Annotated in this window: 16 protein-coding genes; 7 read left to right on the top strand and 9 right to left on the bottom strand. The window is 69.9% G+C overall.

What is annotated here, in order from left to right; translation table 11 throughout:
• Positions 1–42 precede the first annotated feature (42 nt).
• Positions 43–4,230: an ATP-dependent RNA helicase HrpA gene (gene hrpA, locus ACWHMB_RS10575; protein WP_377484349.1), complete on the bottom strand. Its 4,188-nt coding sequence runs from the start codon at positions 4,228–4,230 to the stop codon at positions 43–45.
• A 206-nt stretch (positions 4,231–4,436) separates the two neighbouring features.
• On the opposite strand from hrpA, the gene ACWHMB_RS10580 reads away from it, so the two are divergent.
• The 6 genes from ACWHMB_RS10580 (at position 4,437) to ACWHMB_RS10605 (ending at position 9,841) form a co-directional block, all read left to right on the top strand.
• Positions 4,437–5,555, top strand: a complete 1,119-nt coding sequence (locus ACWHMB_RS10580) for a branched-chain amino acid ABC transporter substrate-binding protein (RefSeq protein WP_293220010.1) — start codon at positions 4,437–4,439, stop codon at positions 5,553–5,555.
• A 135-nt stretch (positions 5,556–5,690) separates the two neighbouring features.
• Entirely contained in the window at positions 5,691–6,617 is a 927-nt protein-coding gene (gene livH, locus ACWHMB_RS10585) for a high-affinity branched-chain amino acid ABC transporter permease LivH (RefSeq protein WP_293220013.1), read from the top strand.
• Positions 6,617–7,879, top strand: coding sequence for a high-affinity branched-chain amino acid ABC transporter permease LivM (locus ACWHMB_RS10590; RefSeq protein ID WP_293220016.1), 1,263 nt, complete (start codon positions 6,617–6,619; stop codon positions 7,877–7,879). Before livH ends, ACWHMB_RS10590 begins: the two co-directional genes overlap by 1 nt.
• The gene (livG, locus tag ACWHMB_RS10595) at positions 7,879–8,652 is read left to right on the top strand and encodes a high-affinity branched-chain amino acid ABC transporter ATP-binding protein LivG (protein ID WP_377484345.1); all 774 of its coding nucleotides are present in this window, start codon (positions 7,879–7,881) and stop codon (positions 8,650–8,652) included. The genes ACWHMB_RS10590 and livG overlap by 1 nt, the downstream gene beginning before the upstream one ends.
• Positions 8,652–9,362, top strand: coding sequence for an ABC transporter ATP-binding protein (locus ACWHMB_RS10600; protein ID WP_377484343.1), 711 nt, complete (start codon positions 8,652–8,654; stop codon positions 9,360–9,362). The genes livG and ACWHMB_RS10600 overlap by 1 nt, the downstream gene beginning before the upstream one ends.
• Positions 9,363–9,382: 20 nt before the next feature.
• Positions 9,383–9,841, top strand: coding sequence for an N-acetylmuramidase domain-containing protein (locus ACWHMB_RS10605; RefSeq protein ID WP_377542774.1), 459 nt, complete (start codon positions 9,383–9,385; stop codon positions 9,839–9,841).
• Here the strand turns inward: ACWHMB_RS10605 and ACWHMB_RS10610 are convergent.
• The 8 genes from ACWHMB_RS10610 to ACWHMB_RS10645 all read right to left on the bottom strand — a co-directional run bounded on the left by ACWHMB_RS10610 (position 9,810) and on the right by ACWHMB_RS10645 (position 18,200).
• Positions 9,810–10,514 carry a nucleotidyltransferase family protein gene (locus ACWHMB_RS10610; RefSeq protein ID WP_377484341.1) on the bottom strand — a complete coding sequence of 235 codons (705 nt, stop codon included), beginning with the start codon at positions 10,512–10,514 and terminating at the stop codon, positions 9,810–9,812. The genes ACWHMB_RS10605 and ACWHMB_RS10610 overlap by 32 nt on opposite strands.
• Entirely contained in the window at positions 10,511–11,563 is a 1,053-nt protein-coding gene (locus tag ACWHMB_RS10615; RefSeq protein ID WP_377484339.1) for an XdhC family protein, read from the bottom strand. The genes ACWHMB_RS10610 and ACWHMB_RS10615 overlap by 4 nt, the downstream gene beginning before the upstream one ends.
• 24 nt (positions 11,564–11,587) lie before the next feature.
• Positions 11,588–12,181, bottom strand: a complete 594-nt coding sequence (locus ACWHMB_RS10620; RefSeq protein ID WP_377484337.1) for a CoxG family protein — start codon at positions 12,179–12,181, stop codon at positions 11,588–11,590.
• 19 nt (positions 12,182–12,200) lie between these two features.
• Positions 12,201–13,445, bottom strand: a complete 1,245-nt coding sequence (locus ACWHMB_RS10625) for a vWA domain-containing protein (RefSeq protein WP_377484335.1) — start codon at positions 13,443–13,445, stop codon at positions 12,201–12,203.
• The gene (locus tag ACWHMB_RS10630; protein WP_377484333.1) at positions 13,442–14,362 is read right to left on the bottom strand and encodes an AAA family ATPase; all 921 of its coding nucleotides are present in this window, start codon (positions 14,360–14,362) and stop codon (positions 13,442–13,444) included. Before ACWHMB_RS10630 ends, ACWHMB_RS10625 begins: the two co-directional genes overlap by 4 nt.
• A gap of 164 nt (positions 14,363–14,526) precedes the next feature.
• Complete coding sequence (locus ACWHMB_RS10635) at positions 14,527–15,318, bottom strand: FAD binding domain-containing protein (protein ID WP_377484330.1); 792 nt, start codon at positions 15,316–15,318, stop codon at positions 14,527–14,529.
• Positions 15,319–15,330: 12 nt separating this feature from the next.
• Entirely contained in the window at positions 15,331–17,703 is a 2,373-nt protein-coding gene (locus ACWHMB_RS10640) for a xanthine dehydrogenase family protein molybdopterin-binding subunit (RefSeq protein WP_377484328.1), read from the bottom strand.
• A gap of 29 nt (positions 17,704–17,732) precedes the next feature.
• Positions 17,733–18,200, bottom strand: a complete 468-nt coding sequence (locus tag ACWHMB_RS10645) for a (2Fe-2S)-binding protein (RefSeq protein WP_293226728.1) — start codon at positions 18,198–18,200, stop codon at positions 17,733–17,735.
• 148 nt (positions 18,201–18,348) lie between these two features.
• Here ACWHMB_RS10645 and ACWHMB_RS10650 point away from each other — a divergent pair, with 148 nt between their 5' ends.
• Positions 18,349–19,518 (top strand): helix-turn-helix domain-containing protein, encoded by a 1,170-nt coding sequence (locus ACWHMB_RS10650; protein ID WP_377484325.1) that lies wholly within the window; start codon positions 18,349–18,351, stop codon positions 19,516–19,518.
• The last annotated feature ends 119 nt before the right edge of the window (positions 19,519–19,637 follow it).

Raw genomic sequence — 19,637 nt, forward strand, 5'->3', positions numbered from 1 at the left:
TTTGGCAATTGTCGCCCATCCGCCCCCCTGCGGCCAGCGCAACTAGCGTATTTGGGCCCAAAACTTGTCCAGACGCTTGATGCTGACGGGCTGCGGCGTGCGCAGCTCCTGGGCAAAAAGGCTCACCCGCAGCTCCTCCAGCAGCCAGCGCAGCTCGCGCAGGCGCTCGTCCTGCACGCCCTTGCGCTCGGCCACCAGGCGCCCAAAGCGCTGCTCCTGCGCGCGCGCCTGCGCCATGCGCTCGGCGTCGCGCGCCGGGTCGGCTCGCAGCTTGTCCAGCCGCAGCACGATGGCCTTCAGGTAGCGTGGAACGTGCTGCAGCGCGGCCCAGGGCGTGGCAGCCAGAAAGTCGCGCGGCATCAGGCGCTGCAGCTGCTCGGCCGCGTCCTGCGTGGCGGCGGGCGCGGCCCGGGTGTCCTTGATCTTGCGCACCGCCAAGGCGTATTCGGCCAGGATGGCGCCGGCCAGCCGCGCCACTTCGCCGGCGATCAGCACCAGGCGCGCGCGGCCCTCCTCGGTGCGCCGGGCGAAGGCGGCCTCGTCGGTGGGCAGCGGCTCGACCAGAAAGGCGCGCTCCAGCGCCACGTCGACGATCTGCTGGCGCAGATCCTCCGAGGTTCCCAAGGGCATGTACGCGACGGCCATTTTTTGCAAGTCGGGAATGTTTTTTTCGAGGTGCTTGAGGGTGTCGCGTACCTGCAACGCAAACAGGCGACGCAGGCCCGCGCGGTGGCGGGTGGCGGCCAGCTCGGGCTCGTCGAACACCTCGATCGTCACCGCGTCGCCGGCGTCGACCAGGGCCGGAAAGCCGATCAGCACCTGGCCCTTGCGCCGCACTTCGAGCAGCTCGGGCAGCTGGCCGAAATCCCAGCGGGTGTGGCGCGTGTCCTCCGTCAAGGCCTCATCGACTACGGTTTTGATAGCTGCTTGCGCAGGATCGGCGGGCGCTGTAGCCATATTTTGTTCTGAAGACGGCAAAGGGCCGGCCGCCAGCTGGTTTTTGGCCGCCTTCAACCCCGCCAGCGCCTGGAAGGCCCCGCGCGCCTGCCCGCCCAGCTGCGCCTTGAGCGCGCCCAGGTCGCGCCCGGCGCCGAGCTGGCGGCCGTCGTCGCCCACCACGCGGAAGTTCATGAACAGGTGCGCCGGCAGCATGTCCAGCTTGAAGTCGGTGGGCTTCACGTCGAGGCTGGTGGCCTCGCGCACCAGGCGCAGCAGCGCCGCGTTCAGGCTGCCGACGCCGAACTGCCCGGGCGCGCCCAACGTCTCGTTCAAGCGCTCGGCGCTTTGCGGCAGCGGCACGAAGCGGCTGCGCGGCCGCTGCGGCAGGCTCTTGAGCAGCGCCAGGATTTTTTCCTTCAGCATGCCCGGCACCAGCCATTCGGCGCGCTCGGGCGACACCTGGTTGAGCACGAACAGCGGCACCGTCACCGTCAGGCCGTCGTGCGCGTCGCCCGGCGCGTGCAGGTAGCTGGCCGCGCAGTCCACGCCGCCCAGGCGCAGCACCTTGGGAAAGGCGGCGGTGGTGATGCCCGCCGCCTCGTGGCGCATCAGCTCCTCGCGCGTGAGCGTCAGCAAGCCGGGCGTGGCGCGCTGGGCCTGGCGCCACCAGGCCTGCAGCGTGCGCCCGTCCACCACGTCGGCGGGCAGGTGCTGGTCGTAAAAGGCATAGATCAGCTCGTCGTCCACCAGCACGTCCTGGCGGCGCGACTTGTGCTCCAGCGCCTCGATCTGCGCCACCAGCTTGCGGTTGGCGGGCAGAAAGGGCAGCGTGCGCGCCCAGTCCTCGGGCCACTCGCCGCCCACCAGCGCCTCGCGGATCAAGAGCTCGCGCGCGCCGGCCGGATCGACCTGGCCGTAGCGCACGCGCCGGCCGCTGTAGACCGGCAGGCCGTACAGCGTGCCGCGCTCGAAGGCGATGGCCTCGCCGGCCTTCTTCTCCCAGTGCGCGTCCAGCACCTGCCGCTTCAGCAGGTGGCCCGCCACCTCTTCCAGCCACTGCGGCTCGATGTGGGCCATGCCGCGGCCGTACAGGCGCGTGGTCTCGACCAGCTCGGCGCACACCACCCAGCGGCCCGGCCGCTTGCTGAGGTGCGCGCCGGGGTGGCGATGAAACTTGATGCCGCGCGGCCCCAGGTATTCGCCCGCCGTCGCACCCGCCTTGCCCTCGGTCTCGATCTTGCAGCCCACGTTGCCCAACAGGCCCGTGAGCAGCGCCTTGTGCAGGGCTTCATAGCCGGCCGCTTGCGCGTTCTCGTGCCACTGGTGCTCGGCCACCACGGTATGCAGCTGGGTGTGGATGTCGCGCCACTCGCGCACGCGGCGCACGCTGATGAAGTTCTGGCGCAGCAGTTGCTCGTACTGGCGGTTGCTGAGTTTGTGGGCCGCACCCTCACCCTCACCCCAACCCTCTCCCGCCAGCGGGAGAGGGAGCTTGCCTGCACCCGCGCCCCCGGTCTTGCTCCCTCGCCCTCTGGGAGAGGGTTGGGGTGAGGGCCCGACGGCCTTGGACGCGCCCAAGGCCTGCTGTGCCGCCACCAGGGCCATCCTGGCCCGCTGCGCCACCGGCAGCGCGGCCAGGTTGGCCGGCTTGCCTGCGCCCCCGTGCTGTTGCTGCATCTGCGCCCGCGTCGCCGCTACCGTGTGCCCTCCGCGCGCATCGTGCAGCCACCGCCACAGCTTCAGGTAGCCGCTGAATTCGCTCTTCTCGTCGTCGAACTTGGCATGCTGCTGGTCGGCCTGGGCCTGCTGCTCCAGCGGGCGGTCGCGCACGTCCTGCACGCTGAGCGCACTGGCGATCACCAGCACCTCGCGCAGGGCGCCGCGCTCGCGCCCGGCCAGGATCATGCGGCCCACGCGCGGGTCCAGCGGCAGGCGCGCCAGCTCGCGGCCCAGCGGGGTCAACTCGCCGGCATCGTCGGCCGCGCCCAGCTCGCCCAGCAGCTGATAGCCGTCGGCGATGGCGCGGCCCGAGGGCGGCTCCAGAAAGGGAAAGTCCTCCACCCGCGCGCCCTCGGGCATCAGCCGCAGGCTCTTCATGCGCAAGATCACGCCGGCCAGCGAGGAGCGCAGGATTTCCGGGTCGGTAAAGCGCGGGCGGCCGGCAAAGTCCTTCTCGTCGTACAGGCGGATGCAGATGCCGTCGGCCACGCGCCCACAGCGGCCGGCGCGCTGGTTGGCCGCCGCCTGACTCACCGGCTCGATCAGCAGCTGCTCGACCTTGCTGCGATAACTGTAGCGCTTGACGCGCGCCGTGCCGGCGTCGATGACGTAGCGAATGCCCGGCACGGTGAGCGAGGTCTCGGCCACGTTGGTGGCCAGCACGATGCGCTGACCGTGGTGCGCGTCGAACACGCGGTCCTGCTCGGCCTGCGACAGGCGCGCGAACAGCGGCAGCACCTCGGCGTTGCGCAGCACCGGGCTGTGGGCCAGGTGCTTGCGCAGGTGGTCGGCCGCCTCGCGGATCTCGCGCTCGCCAGGCAAAAATACCAGGATGTCGCCCTGCTGCCCCGGCTCGCGCCACAGCTCGTCCACGCCGTCGGCGATGGCCTCGTTCAGGCCGTAGTCGCGGCTTTCCTCGAACGGGCGCCAGCGCTGCTCGACCGGATAGGTGCGGCCCGACACCATCATCACCGGCGCAGCTTGCCCCTTGGCGTCGGCGAAATGCTTGGCAAAGCGCTCGGCGTCGATGGTGGCAGAAGTCACGATCAGCTTCAGGTCAGGCCGGCGCGGCAGCAGCTGCTTGAGGTAGCCCAGCAGAAAGTCGATGTTCAGGCTGCGCTCGTGCGCCTCGTCGATGATGAGCGTGTCGTAGGCCTGCAGCAGCGGGTCGGTCTGCGTCTCGGCCAGCAGGATGCCGTCGGTCATCAGCTTGATCGACGCGCCGGGCGACAGGCGGTCCTGAAAGCGCACCTTGTAGCCCACCACCTCGCCCAGCGGCGTGTGCAGCTCCTCGGCAATGCGCTTGGCCACGCTGCTGGCGGCGATGCGCCGCGGCTGGGTGTGGCCGATCAGACGCCCGCGCTCGCCCGGCCGGGCGTTCAGCCGGCCGCGGCCCATGGCCAGGGCGATCTTGGGCAGTTGCGTGGTCTTGCCCGAGCCGGTTTCGCCGCACACGATGATGACTTGGTGGTCCGCCAAGGCCTGCTCGATCTCGGCTCGGCGCGCGCTGACCGGCAGGCTGTCGGGAAACTCGATGGGGAGGGCGGATGTGGCAGGCAAGGGCGCGGGCATGAGGGCCTCGATTATCCGCACGGCGCGGCGGCGGCGCGGAAGGCAGAAGGCCCCGCGGACGCCCGCATTCACCTGCTGGCAGCACGGTTGACTTGATCTGCGCAAAGAGGTGAAAGCGGTAGACTCGCCGGCTCTACCAGACGGGATGACGCGCCGGTATTCGGCGCGCGCCCGATTATCAATTTGTCACGTTGAAGAGAGATGTCATGAGCACTTCCTTTCGCATGAAGACCGTTGCCGCCGCCTTGGGCGTGGCGGGGCTGTTCGCGTTTTCCACCGCCCAGGCGCAGATCAAGATCGCCATCGTCGGCCCGGCCACCGGCCCGGTGACCCAGTACGGCGACATGGTCAAGGAAGGCGTGACGACCGCCGTCGAGATGTTCAACGCCGCCGGCGGCGCGAACGGCAAGAAGTTCGAGACCGTGGTGGTGGACGACGCCTGCGAGCCCAAGCAGGGCCCGGTGGCTGCCAACCGCGTGATCAACGACAAGATCCACTACGTGGTCGGCCCCGTGTGCTCGGGCGCCTCGATTGCCGCCGCGCCGATCTACAACAACGAGGGCGTGGTGGTCGTGACCCCGTCGGCCACCTCCCCCGCGCTGACCGACGGCAAGAAGTTCCACTACATCTTTCGCACCATCGGGCGCGACGACCAGCAGGGCCCGGCGGCGGCCAAGTTCATCGCCGAGAAGATCAAGCCCAAGAAGGTCGCCGTGCTGCACGACAAGCAGTCGTACGGCCAGGGCATCGCGGCCAACGTGCGCGACGACCTGAAGAAGGCCGGCATCGACGTCGTGCTGTTCGAGGGCATCAACGCCGGCGACAGCGACTACTCGGCCGTCATCACCAAGCTCAAGAGCGCGGGCGTGGACTTCGTCTACTACGGCGGCTACCACCCCGAGATGGGCCTGCTGCTGCGCCAGGCCGGCGAGCAGGGCCTGAAGGTCAAGATGATGGGCCCCGAGGGCGTGGGCAACCCCGAGGTCAACGCCATCGCCGGCCCGGCCGTCGAGGGCATGCTGCTGACACTGCCGGCCGACTTCTCGGCCAACCCCAAGAACGCCGCCATCGTCAAGGCCTTCAAGGACAAGAAGCGCGACGCCTCGGGCGCGTTCCAGCTGACCTCCTACGCCGCCGCGCAGGTGATCATGGACAGCATCAAGGCCGTGGGCGACGACCCCAAGAAGGTGGCCGACTACATGCACAAGACCAGCTTCGACACCCCGATCGGCCCGGTGTCCTGGGACGCCAAGGGCGACCTGAAGTCCTTCGAGTTCCAGGTCTTCGAGTGGCACAAGGACGGCAGCAAGTCGCTCGTCAAGTAAACACGGCCGCTCGCTTGCGAGAGAGCTGAGAAAGCGCCCCGGCAACTCCCCGACCCGAAGGGGGCAGACCCGGGGCGTCGTTCACTGCGCCGGCACGCAGCGCCGGGCGCATGCGCGATCAAACGGAGACAACGCATGTCCGACTTTCTGCCGCAACTGATCCAGCAGCTGTTCAACGGCCTGTCGCTGGGCGCGATCTACGCGCTGATCGCCATCGGCTACACCATGGTGTACGGCATCATCGGCATGATCAACTTCGCCCATGGCGAGATCTACATGATCGGCGGCTACGTCGGCCTGGTCACGCTGTCGGCGCTGGGGGTGCAAAGCGGCCTGTCGGTGTGGCTGGTGATCGCGCTGATGCTGGTGGCGGCGGTGCTGATCACCGGCGTCTACGGCTTCGCGGTCGACCAGCTGGCCTACAAGCCGCTGCGGGGCAGTCCGCGCCTGGTGCCCCTGATCTCGGCCATCGGCATGTCGATCTTCCTGCAGAACTGGGTGGCGCTGGGCCAGGGCGCGCGCGACATGGCGGTGCCGGCGCTGCTGCCCGGCGCCTTCCGCTTCGCCGGCGCGGGCGGCTTCGAAATCTACATCCCCTACGCCCGCGTGCTGGTGATCGCCGTCACCGTGGTGCTGATGGTGCTGCTGACGCTGTACATCCGCAACTCGCGCATGGGCCGCGCCTCGCGCGCCTGCTCGCAGGACATGCACATGGCCAACCTGCTGGGCATCGACACCAACCGCGTGATCTCCTTCACCTTCATCCTGGGCGCCATGCTGGCCGCCGTGGGCGGCGTGCTGATCGCGCTGGCGGTGGGCAAGCTCAACCCCTTCATCGGCTTCATCGCCGGCATCAAGGCCTTCACCGCCGCGGTGCTGGGCGGCATCGGCTCGATCCCCGGCGCCATGCTGGGCGGCGTGCTGCTGGGCATCGCCGAGACCCTGGCCGCCGCCTACATCTCGTCCGAATACAAGGACATCGTCGCCTTCGCCGTGCTGGTGGGCGTGCTGCTGGTGCGGCCCAGCGGCCTGCTGGGCAAGCCCGAAGTGGAGAAAGTCTGATGAGCACGCCCGCCTCCACCCCGCGCGCCGACTGGCGCCAGAACCTCTCGCACGCGCTGGGCGCGACCGTCATCACCGCCCTGCTGGTGGCGCCCATCTTCGGCCTGCGGCTGGAGCGCGTGGGCGTGCGCACCATCGTCGTGCCGCACTGGGACAAGGTCGCCTGGGCCTGCCTGGCGGTGTTTCTGGTGCAACTGGCGCGCCCCTGGCTGGGTGGCCTGGCGACGGCCCGGCGCATTCCCTGGCCGACGCTGCCCGAAGTCTCGCAGCCGCAGCGCCGCCTGCTGCTCACCGTGGTGCTGCTGATGGCCGTCAGCTGGCCCTTCATGGCCGGGCGCAACGCGGTCGACATCGCCACGCTGGCGCTGATCTACGTCATGCTGGGCCTGGGGCTGAACATCGTGGTCGGCTTTGCCGGCCTGCTCGACCTGGGCTTCGTGGGCTTTTACGCCACCGGCGCCTACACCTTCGCCCTGCTCTACCACTGGGCCGGCTGGAGCTTCTGGCAGGCGCTGCCGCTCACGGGCGCGATGTCGGCGCTGTTCGGCTTCATCCTGGGCTTTCCGGTGCTGCGGCTGCGCGGCGACTACCTGGCCATCGTCACCCTGGGCTTCGGCGAAATCATTCGCCTGCTGCTGGTCAACCTGACCAGCTTCACCGGCGGGCCGGACGGCATCTCGGGCCTGCCCAAGCCGACGGTGTTCGGCCTGGAGATGGCGCGCAGCGCCAGCGTGGAAGGCGCCAGCACCTTCCACGAGTTCTTCGGGCTCGAATTCAACTCGATGCACATGGTGATCTTCCTGTACCTGATGGCGCTCATGCTGGCGGCGATCACGCTGTGGTTTTCCAACCGCCTGCTGCGCATGCCGATCGGCCGCGCCTGGGAGGCGCTGCGCGAGGACGAGATCGCCTGCCGCTCGCTGGGCCTCAACCCGATGACCATCAAGCTGTCGGCCTTCACCATGGGCGCCATGTTCGCCGGCTTCGGCGGCGCCTTCTTCGCCGCGCGCCAAGGCATCGTCAACCCCGAGTCCTTCACCTTCATCGAGTCGGCGCTGATCCTGGCCATCGTGGTGCTGGGCGGCATGGGCTCGCAGCTGGGCGTGATCCTCGCAGCCATCCTGATCACCGTGCTGCCCGAGCTGGCGCGCGAGTTCTCCGAATACCGCATGCTGGTGTTCGGCCTGGTGATGATCGTGATGATGATCTGGCGCCCGCAGGGCCTGCTGCCGATGAAGCGCCGCCACGTGGAGGTGGCGTGATGGCGGCCGACGCAGCCTTCATCGAGGTGCAAGGCCTGAGCATGCGCTTCGGCGGCCTGCTGGCCGTCGACGGCATCGAGTTCGGCGTGCGCGAGCGCGAGATCTTCGCCATCATCGGCCCCAACGGCGCGGGCAAGACGACGGTGTTCAACTGCATCAGCGGCTTCTACAAGCCCACCACCGGCCGCATCCGCCTGCAGGGGCGCGACATCGGCGGCCTGGGCAGCCACACGGTGGCGCGCCACGGCGTGGTGCGCACGTTCCAGAACGTGCGCCTGTTCAAGACCATGACGGCGCTCGAGAACCTGCTGGTGGCGCAGCACCGGCACCTCAAGACCTCGCTGCCCGCCGGCCTGCTCAAGACGCGCGCCTATCGCGACAGCGAAAAGAAGGCGCTCGAGCGCGCCCTGCACTGGCTGGACTACATGGAGTTGCGCGAGTTCGCCAACCGGCCGGCCGGCACCCTGGCCTACGGCCACCAGCGGCGCCTGGAGATCGCCCGCTGCATGGTCACCGAGCCGCGCGTGCTGATGCTCGACGAACCCGCCGCCGGCCTGAACCCGCAGGAAAAGAAAGACCTGCAGGGCCTGATCCAGCAGCTGCGCGCGCAGCACGAGCTGGCGGTGCTGCTGATCGAGCACGACATGAGCCTGGTGATGGGCGTGTCCGAGCGCATCCTGGTGATGGAGCATGGCCGCCGCATCGCACTCGACGAGCCCGAGGCGATCCGCAACGACCAGCGCGTCATCAAGGCCTACCTGGGAGAAGAATGATGACGCCCATGCTGGAGGTCCGCGCGCTGAGCACCCACTACGGCGCCATCTGCGCGGTCGACCAGGTCAGCCTGCACGTCGACCCGGGCGAGATCGTCTCGCTGATCGGCTCCAACGGCGCCGGCAAGACCTCGCTGCTGATGACGGTGTGCGGCAGCCCGCGCGCCAGCGGCGGCCACGTCCTGCTGGACGGCCAGGACATCACCTACCTGCCCTCGCACCACATCATGCGCCGCGGCATCGCCGTCTCGCCCGAGGGCCGGCGCGTGTTCCCGGCGCTGACGGTGACCGAGAACCTGCAGATGGGCGGCTTCTTCCTCGGCAAGGGCGAGATCCAGGCCGGCATCGAGCACGTGTTCGAGCTGTTTCCACGCCTGCGCGAGCGCGCCGTGCAGCGCGCCGGCACGCTCTCGGGCGGCGAGCAGCAGATGCTGGCCATCGGCCGCGCCCTGATGAGCAAGCCGCGCCTGCTGCTGCTGGACGAGCCCACCCTGGGCCTGGCGCCGCTCATCATTGCGCAGATCTTCGAGATCATCCTGACCGTGCGCGCCGAGGGCGTGACCGTGTTCCTGGTCGAGCAAAACGCCAACAAGGCGCTGCAGATCGCCGACCGCGGCTACGTGCTCGAAAACGGCCACCTGGTGCTGGAAGACACGGGCGCCAACCTGCTCAAGAACGACGCCGTGCGCAAGGCCTACCTGGGCGGCTGAACCGGCTGGCCAAATGGGGCCTGGGCCAGGTGATGGGCTTCAACGCCGACGCCGCCGGCTTTCAGTCCGCGCGCGACATGGTCACGCAGATGGCCGAAAGCGAATCTGCCCAGCTGGCCGGCATGGCGCGCTTCATGGCCAGCCAGGGGCTGGACGCCCGACTGCGGGCGCGCGACTGGACCGGTTTTGCGCGCCGCTACAACGGGCCCAGCTACTGGAAGAACGCGTACGACGTGAAGCTGAAGTCGGCGTTCGAAAAATTTTCGTCCGGCATCAGCCGCGACCTGCGGGCGCGCGCGGCGCAGGGGGCGCTGCTGTTTCTGGGCTACAACCCGGGCGACCCGGACGGCGTGCTGGGCCAGAACACGCGCCGCGCCATCGCGGCGTTTCGCGCCGATGCGCACCTGGCGGCCGGCGATGCGCTGGATGACGCGGTGTTCGAGGCCATCATGAGCCGGGCCGGCCTGGCGGGCGGCTGACTTCTTCACGGCCGTCGCTGTCCGGCCAGCACAGCCGCACGCCGTGGGTTCGCGCCACGGCCAGCAGGTCTACGGGCGCATCCACGTCGACCACATGGCGTGCATGCGGCACCGGCAGCGCCTGCACGCGATCGGGGTGGGCGCGCCGCCATTGGCGCACGCCGGCAGCGCCGCTGGCCTGCATCACCGCGGCGCGCACGGCCTGGTTGAAGACGATGGGATGGCCCCGCTGACCCTCGAACTGCGGCACCAGCAGGTCGATGCCGGGCGGGTGCTCGGCCCAGGCGCTCAGCACGGCCGCGACGTCCGCGGGTTCGAGCAGCGGCTGATCCGCCAGCGCCACCAGCACCGCGTCCAGGTCGGGCGGCAGGGCCGCCAGGCCGGTGCGCAGCGAGCCGCCCTGCCCCTCGTCGGGCGCCGGGTTGAGCGCCCATTGCAGCACGCGGCCGTTCGGCAGGCTGCCTTGCATGTCGCGCAGGACCGGCTCGATGGCCGCCGCATGATGGCCCAGCACCACCACCACCGGCGCCACGCCCTTGTCCAGCACGGCGCGCACCACGCGCTCGATCAGTGGTCGCCCGTCGCGCCGCAGCAGCGACTTGGGCCGATAGCCCATGCGCCGCCCCGCGCCAGCCGCCATGACGACGGCGCCGACAGCGCCGACTGCGCTCATGGCTGCGGCACGAAGCAGACCTGCCCGGCGTCGTTGGGCGCGATGTCCTGCAGGTCCTTGACGTGCGCGACGTTCATGTCGCGCGGCAGCGGCACGCCGTTTTTCACCGCCAGCACCTCGGCCATCACGCTGACGGCGATCTCGGGCGGGGTCTTGCTGCCGATGTAGATGCCGATGGGGCCGCGCAGGCCCTTCAGGCTTTCCTCGGTCTGGTCGAGGTGCTCGATCATGCGCTGGTGGCGCAGCAGACTGTTGCGCCGGCTGCCGATGGCGCCGATGTAGAACGCCGGCGTCTCCAGCGCCTGCAGCAGGGCCAGGTCGTCCAGCTTCGGGTCGTGCGTGAGGGCGATGACGCAGCTGCGCCCGTCCAGTGCCATCTCGGCGACGGTGTCGTCGGGCATGGTGCCGACCAGGCGCGCACCAGGCACGCTCCAGCTGCCGGCAAACTCCTCGCGCGGGTCGCACACCGTCACCGAGAAACCGCAAAACAGGGCCATGGTGGCCAGGTACTCGCTCATCTGGCCGGCGCCGATGATCAGCATGCGATAGCCGGGGCCGAAGGTGTTGACCAGCTCGGCGGCGTTCAGGATCAGCTCGGCCGGGTGCTCGGTGGGCTGCAGCGTGACCTGTCCGTCGGCCAGACGCACGCGACGCTGCATCAGGCGGCCGGCGTCCAGCGCCTGCAGCAGCTCGGCCACGCGCGCGGCGTCGGGGTCGAACTCCAGCATCACCTCCAGCGTGCCGCCGCAGGGCAGGCCGAAGCGGTGCGCCTCGTCGGCCGTCACGCCGTACTTGACGAACTGCGGCGGGCCTTCGCGCGGCAGCGCGTCGGCGGCGCCCTGCTTGGTGTAGCGGTCGATCAGGTCGTACTCGATGCAGCCGCCCGACACCGAGCCCATCACCGCGCCGTCCTCGCGCAGTGCCATGATGCAGCCCACCGGCCGCGGCGACGACCCCCAGGTGCGCACCACGGTGGCCAGCACGGCCCGCTTGCCATCCTGGCGCCAGTCGCGCAGCGCGCGCAGGACCGTGACGTCAAGGTTTTCCATTCGACAGCTCCTTTCGGCCCTCGGCTACTTCAAGGCCCAACCCACGGCGACGATGACCACGATCGCCACCAGCACCCACACCCAGGCGGGTACGCCTGCCTCGCCGCCGGGCACGCGCGCCGGCGCCGCGCTGGCGTTGCCGGCGGCGTCACCCGCCGGCGCCTCGGCGGCCGGATGGCGACGCTGCATCTCTTCGTCGAAGCGCTGGAAAAAACTCTCGGCCATGGACTTGGCCACGCCGTCGATCAGGCGCTGGCCCACCTGCGCGATCTTGCCGCCCACCGTGGCGTTGACGGTGTAGCCCAGCTCGCAGCCGGCGTCGTTGGGCGTCAGCACCACCTTGGCGCTGCCCTTGCCGAAGCCAGCCATGCCGCCGTTGCCCTCGAAGTGGATGGTGTAGCTGCCGGGCGCCTGGATGTCGGCGAGCTGGATGGCGCCCTTGAACTTGGCCGCCACCGGGCCGACCTTGATCGCGTTGACCAGCGCATAGGCGTTCTCGCCCGTGGCCTCGATGCTCTCGCAGCCGGGGATGCAGGCCTTGAGCACCTCGGGGTCGTTCAGCGCGTCCCAAGCCTGTTGTTGCGTGACGGCCAGTTGCCGCGAGCCTTGCATGTCCATGTTCAATCTCCTCGTGCGTTCATTTTTTCATGAGTACCGCGATCGCGCTGGCCAGCTCGTTCAGCTTGGTCACATTGTGCACCGCCAGGGTGCCGTCGCAGGCCTGGTGCAGCACCGCCGCGCCGCGCGCCAGCGGCTGGTAGCCGTCGAAGCGCAGCAGCGGGTTGAGCCACAGGATGCGGCGCGTGTGGCGCCTGAGCCAGGCCAGTTCCTGCGCCAGCAGCTCGGGCTCGCCGGTGTCCAGCCCGTCGCTCACGATCAGCACCAGGGTGCGCCGGCCCACCAGCCGGCGCGCGTGGTGGCGATGCAGGCTGGCCAGCGACTCGCCCAGGCGCGTGCCGCCGGCATAGTCTTGGATGTGCGCGCCGGCCTCGACCAGCATGGCGTCGGTGTCGGCCTGGCGAAAGCTGGCGCTCAAATCGGTCAGGCGCGTGCCGAAGGCGAACACGTCGGGGCGAATGCTCTGGCGCTGGCCGGCCACCAGCGCGCGCGCGGTGGCGGCGTGCAGAAAGGCCAGCAGCAGCCGGGTGTAGCGCTCCATCGAGCCCGACACGTCCATCAGCACCAGCAGCGGCAGCGGCTGGCGGCGGCGCTGCAGACGCGTGATGGCCATCACGTCGCCGCCGGTCTGCGCCGCCTGGCGCAGCGTGCGCCCCCAGTGCACGCGCGCGCCACGGCCGCCGGCGCGCGTGCGGCGCGCGGCCACGGTGGGCAGCGGCAGCGGGATGTCGCGCACCAGGCGCTCGACCAGGGTGTATTCGCTGGCCGTCAATTGATTGAAGTCGGCGGTCTTCAGGCGCGCCAGCGCGCTGGCCGTCATGGCGGCGTCCAGGTCCACCTCCTGGTCGGGCTTGGGCGGCTCGCCCGGGCGCGCGGCCTTGGGCGGGGCCAGCGCCTCGCGCACCCGCGGGCGCTGGCGCGGCGGCGCGGCGCGGCCCTCGGCGGTGGGCAGCATCTGCGCCAGCAGCTTCTTGGCCAGGTCGGGGTCGCGAAAAAAGGCGTCGAACAGCTCGCGGAACACCACGCGGTCCTGCTCGCGGCTGACCAGCACGGCCTCCAGCGCGGCGCTCAGGTCGCTCTTGTGCGCCACGCCCACCCACTGCACCGCCTGCTGCGCCAGCGCGATGCGCGAGGCGTCGACGCGCACTCCGGCGCGCCGCAGCGTGCGGCCGAAGGCGCTCAGGTTGCCCGCCAGCTTGCCGCTGCGGGCGTCGCCCAGTTGCGAGACGGCGTGGTCGCTGGACACGGCGGCGTCTGCGGTCACGCGGCCTGGCGCGCCGCCTGCAGGGCCTCGTCGGCCAACGCGCGATCGAGCGCGGCCACGTCGTCGCGCTGCTTGAACAGGATGCCGGCGGTGTCCAGCACCACCTCGGGGTCGAGGTTGACGGTGTCCAGCGCCACCAGCGCGCGCGCCCACTCCACCGTCTCGGCGATGCCCGGCGCGCGCTGAAAGTGCTCGCCATACGGCGCGCTGCGCAGCTGCTGCACGAAGGCGGCGACCTGGTCGGCCAGCCGTTGCGGCGCCTCGGGCACCAGGGCGCGCACGATGGCCAGCTCGCGCTCGCGCTCGGGGTAGTCCAGCCAGTGGTACAGGCAGCGGCGCTTGACGGCGTCGTTGAGCTCGCGCGTGCGGTTGCTGGTGAGCAGGGTCACCGGCGGCACCGCCGCGCGCACCGTGCCCAGCTCGGGAATGCTGACCTGGTACTCGCCCAGGTATTCGAGCAGGAAGGCCTCGAAGGGCTCGTCAGCGCGGTCCACCTCGTCGATCAGCAGCAGCGCGCCGGGCGGCGGCGCCTCCAGCGCCTGCAGCAGCGGGCGGCGCACCAGGTAGCGCGGCTGGTAGACCTCCTGCTCCAGCTCGCTGGCGGGCGCCCTTCCCTCTGCGGCTCTCAAATGCAAGAGTTGTGCGGCGTAATTCCACTCGTACAGTGCCTCGCGCTGCTCCAGGCCGTCGAAGCACTGCAGGCGCAGCAGCTCGCGCCCCAGCACCTGCGCCAGCGCCTTGGCCAGCTCGGTCTTGCCGACGCCGGGCTCGCCCTCCAGCAGCAGCGGGCGCTGCAGCTTGAGCGCCAAGAACACCGCCGTGGCCAGGCGCCGGTCGGCAAAGTAGCCTTGGGTTTGCAGCGCGGCGATCAGGGCGTCGATGGAGGCGATCGGGGCAGGCGCCGAGGGAGCAGGCATGGCAGATGAGGCGGTGAAGCCAGAAACTATATAAACGATAGCTTATCGTGCTTGATGGGCGGGCGCTGGAGCCCGAAATGGCTTAAAATCCTGCGGCCCGATCAAGGCCGCTGGCCCTCACCCCTGCCCTCTCCCGGAGGGAGAGGGAGGAAGACATCGGCCCCTCAAGCCAGGGCCTGCGCCACGGCGCGCTGGGTCATCACGCCGACCAGGTGGGCGCGGTAGGCGGCCGAGCCGTGCAGGTCGCCGGACATCTGGGCCTCGTCGGTCTTCACGCCCGCCACGGCGTCGGGGCTGAACTGCTGGCCCAGCGCCGCCTCCATGCCGGCGTGGCGAAACACGCCGTTGCCGCCGCCGGTGACCGCGACGCGCACGCCGCCGTCGCCCTGCGCCACGAACACGCCGATCAGCGCGAAGCGCGAGGCCGGCTGCGCGAACTTGACGTAGGCCGCGCGCTTGGGAATGGGAAAGCCGATGGCGGTGATCAGCTCGCCGTCTTCCAGCGCGGTGGCAAACAGGCCCTGAAAGAAGTCGTCGGCCTTGATTTGGCGCTTGCTGGTGTGCACCGTGGCGCCCAGCGCCATCAGCGCGGCCGGGTAGTCGGCGGCCGGGTCGTTGTTGGCCACCGAGCCGCCGAGGGTGCCCATGGCGCGCACCTGCTTGTCGCCGATGTGGCTGGCCAGCTCGGCCAGCGCGGGGATGTCGGCGCGCACCTCGGCGCTCTCGGCCACGTCGCAGTGGCGCGTCATGGCGCCGATGGTGAGCGTGCCGGCCTCGCGGCGGATGCCCTGCAGCTCCTTGATGCCGGCCAGGTCGACCAGCTGCTCGGGCGCGGCCAGGCGCAGCTTCATCGAGGCCAGCAGGGTCTGGCCGCCGGCCAGCAGCTTGCCGCCGGCCTGGGCCAGCTTCAGCGCGTCGGCCTGGGTGGCGGGGCGCTCATAGGTGAATGCGTACATGAGGGGCTCCTTTCAGGCCTTGGCCGATTGAATGGCCTGCCATACGCGGTGCGGCGTGGCGGGCATGTCGAGGTCTTTCACGCCCAGCGGCGCCAGCGCGTCGAGCACGGCGTTGATGACCGCCGGCGGCGAGCCGATGGCGCCCGCTTCGCCGCAGCCCTTGCTGCCGATCGGGTTGTGGGTGCAGGGCGTGCACACGTGGCCGAGCTTGAACTGGGGGAAGTCGTCGGCACGCGGCATGGTGTAGTCGGTGTAGCTGCCGGTCAGCAGCTGGCCGCTTTCGGGGTCGTACACGCCATGCTCCAGCAGCGCCTGGCCCAGGCCCTGCACCACGCCGCCGTGCACCTGGCCCTCGACGATCATCGGGTTGATGATGACGCCGAAGTCGTCCACGGTGGTGAAGCGGTCGACGCGCACCACGCCCGTGGCCGGGTCGACCTCGACCTCGCAGATGTAGGTGCCGGCGGGATAGGTGAAGTTGGTCGGGTCGTAGAAGGCCGTTTCGTCCAGCCCGGGCTCCAGCTTGTCCAGCGGGTAGTTGTGCGGCACATAGGCCGTCAGCGCCACCTGGGCAAACGGAATCTTCTTGTCGGTGCCCTTGACCTTGAACTCGCCGCCGCTGAACTCGATGTCGGCGTCGCTGGCCTCCATCAGGTGCGCGGCGATCTTCTTGGCCTTTTCCTCGATCTTGTCCAGCGCCTTCATGATGGCCGTGCCGCCCACGCTGAGCGAGCGGCTGCCGTAGGTGCCCATGCCGAACGGGATGCGGCCGGTGTCGCCGTGCACGATGTCGACCTGGCCGGGGTCGATGCCCAGCCGCGCGGCCACCAGCTGCGCAAAGGTGGTTTCGTGCCCCTGGCCGTGGCTGTGCGAGCCGGTGAACACCGTCACGCTGCCGGTGGGGTTGACGCGCACCTCGCCGGCCTCGAACAGGCCGGCGCGCGCGCCCAGGGCGCCGGCGATGTTGCTGGGCGCCAGGCCGCAGGCCTCGATGTAGCTGCTGTAGCCGATGCCGCGCTTGAGGCCCTTGGCCTCGCTGGCCTTCTTGCGCGCCTCATAGCCGGCCACGTCGGCCAGCTTTTGCGCCTCGTTCATGCAGGCGGGAAAGTCGCCCGTGTCGTACTGCAGCGCCACCGGCGTCTGGTAGGGAAACTGGGTGACGAAGTTGCGCTTGCGGATCTCGTCCTGGCTCAAGCCCAGCTCCCACGCGCAGCGGGTGGCCATGCGCTCGATCAGGTAGGCCGCCTCGGGCCGGCCCGCGCCGCGGTAGGCGTCGACCGGCGCGGTGCTGGTGAACCAGCCGTCGACCTCCACATAGATCTGCGGCGTGGCGTACTGCCCCGCCAGCAGGGTGCCGTACAGGATGGTGGGCACGCTGGAGGCGAAGGTCGACAGGTAGGCGCCCAGGTTGGCGTGGGTGTGCACGCGCAGGGCCAGGAACTTGCCGTCCTTGTCCATCGCCATTTCGGCGTGGGTGATGTGGTCGCGCCCGTGCGCGTCGCTGACGAAAGACTCGCTGCGCTCGGCCGTCCACTTGATGGCGCAATTGAGCTGCTTGGCCGCCCAGGTGGCCGCCACGTCCTCGGCATACAGGAAGATCTTGGAGCCGAAGCCGCCGCCCACGTCGGGCGCCACCACGCGCACCTTGTGCTCGGGCCACTGCAGCACGAAGGCGGTCATCAAGAGGCGCTCGACGTGCGGGTTCTGGTTGGCCACGTACAGCACCGACTCGTCCGTGCCGCGGTTGTAGCTGGCGTTGACGGCGCGCGGCTCCATCGCGTTGGGGATCAGGCGGTTGTTGGTCAAATCGAGCTGGGTGACGTGCGCGGCGCCGGCAAAGGCGGCGTCGACCGCCGCCTTGTCGCCCAGCGTCCACTTGTAGCAGTGGTTGTCGGGCGCCTCGTCGTGCAGCGCCGGGGCCTTGGCGGCGCTGCGCATGTCGATCACGGCGCCCAGCACCTCGTAGTCGACCTCGACCGCCTCGGCCGCGTCCTTGGCCTGCTGCAGCGTGTCGGCCACCACCATCGCCACGTGGTCGCCCACGTAGCGCACCTTCTTGATCGCCAGGATGGGGTGCGGCGGCTCCTTCATCGGCGTGCCGTCGGGGTTGCTGATGAGCCAGCCGCAGGGCAGCCCGCCCATCTTGCCGTCGATGTCGGCGCCGGTGAACACGCGCGCCACGCCCGGCATGGCGCTGGCGGCGGCGGTGTCCACCTTCTTGACGATGGCGTGCGCGTGCGGCGAGCGCACGAAGTACGCGTACTTCTGGTTCGCCTGCACGATGTCGTCGGTGTAGTTGCCCACGCCGGTCAGAAAGCGCAGGTCTTCCTTGCGCTTGAGCGATTCGCCGATGTGCGGCAGCTTGGCAAATTCATTGGCACCCATGTCGTGTCTCCTTGCCTTGGTGTGGGGTCTCAGGCGGCCAGGGCCTTTTGCGCGGTCTGCACCGCGGCGACGATGTTCTGGTAGCCCGTGCAGCGGCACAGGTTGCCCTCCAGCAGGCTGCGGATTTCGCCCTCGGTGGCCGTGGGGTGGTGCTTGAGCAGGTCGATCGTGCTCATCACCATGCCGGGCGTGCAGTAGCCGCATTGCAGGCCGTGGCATTCCTTGAACGCCGCCTGCACCGGGTGCAGCGTGCCGTCGGCCGCGGCCACGCCCTCGATGGTGGTGATGTCGGCCCCCGCCATCTGCGCCACCAGCGTGTTGCAGGCCTTGATGGAGCGCCCATTGGCGATCACCGTGCAGGCGCCGCACTGGGCCGTGTCGCAGCCCACGTGCGTGCCCGTCAGGCGCAAATGCTCGCGAATGAACTGCACCAGCAGCGTGTTGGGCGGCACGTCGGCCGACACCGCCTTGCCATTGACCTTGAGCTCGACTTTCATCGCGGGCATCTCCTTGTCGTGGTGGGTTTTCAAGCTTGGGGTAAAAACGGTCATTCTTGGAACAACGCATTCCAGGGTGCCTAGGCAAAACCCTTGGTTTTCAGCCCCCGGCCCGATTATTCTCAGTTTGAGACACGGAGACACCGCGATGAACGCCCTGCCCGCCTTCTCCGCCCAGCCGCGCCTGCAGCAGATCGCCCTGGCGCGGCAAAGCCTGCTGACCGAAGGCACCGAGCTGACCGAAGCCCTGGCCAGCGCCTGGGTCGACCGCGCCTGGATCATGCAAAGCTGGCGCCGCTGCCTGGCGCTGGGCCACCGGCCGCAGTCGCGCGTGACCTTCGACCCCGTGCCCGCCCGCGCTCGCGCCGACGCGCAAGACGCCCACGCCACCCTGCTGGCCGCCGCCCGGCCCGAGCTGCAGCGCCTGGCCGCCGTCATCGCGCCCATCCGCTACTTCGTGCTGCTGACCGACGCGCAGGGCTGCGTCATCGACACGGCGGGCGCCATCGACCACCGCAACCGCGCCATGCACGCCATCGCCCGCGTGGGGGTGGACCTGTCCGAGCGCAGCGTGGGCACCACCGCCATCGGCGCCGCCCTGGGCGAGCGCGCGCCGGTGTGGCTGCACCGCGGCGAACACTTCTTCAACGACACCGCCGTCTACAGCTGCGCCGGCGCCCCGCTGTTCGGCCCCGACGGCGCCTGCCTGGGCATGCTGGACGTGACCGGCGTGGAGGTGCCCGAGCGGCCCGAACTGAAGCACCTGGTGGCCCAGTCGGCCCAGAACATCGAAGACGCGCTGGTGCTGGCCCGCCCGCACGCGCTGCGCCTGCGCCTGGCCTGGCCGGCCAGTTGGCAGGTCAGCGGCGGCGGCGCCGGCGCCGGCCTGCTGTGCCTGGACGCCGACGGCCAGGTCACCGGCGCCAACGCCACCGCACGCCAGATGCTGCCCGCCCTGCACGGCGCGGCCCAGGCCCCCCTGCACGCCAGCGAGCTGTTCGCCCTGCCCTGGGCGCAGCTGTTCGACCTGGCCCGGCTGGGCGAAGCCGCCAGCGTGCCCCTGTGGTCCGGCCTGCGCGTGCAGCTCGCCGCACAGGCCCCGGCGCAGCCGGCACCAAGCGCACCTCGTACGGCCACGCGCTCGTTGAAGGCGGTCGAGGCCGACCTGATCCACCAGGCCGTGCGCCAGGCCGGCGGCCGGGTGGCCGACGCCGCGCGGGCGCTGGGGGTGAGCCGCGCGACGGTGTATCGGCGGCTGGCTGGCCGCGCAGATGCGCGCAAGGCGGAAGAAATCAGCACCGGGGCTGCTCGTCCGTGAACCTACAATGCTTTTCAGGCAAGACGATCCATTCAAAATCATCCGCCATTTTTTAGGTTTGGCTAAACGAGCGATTGCTCCCGTTCTCCGCTGCGGCATCGGAGTTTTTGTTTTGGTTT

This window comes from Ottowia pentelensis, from assembly GCF_964341695.1.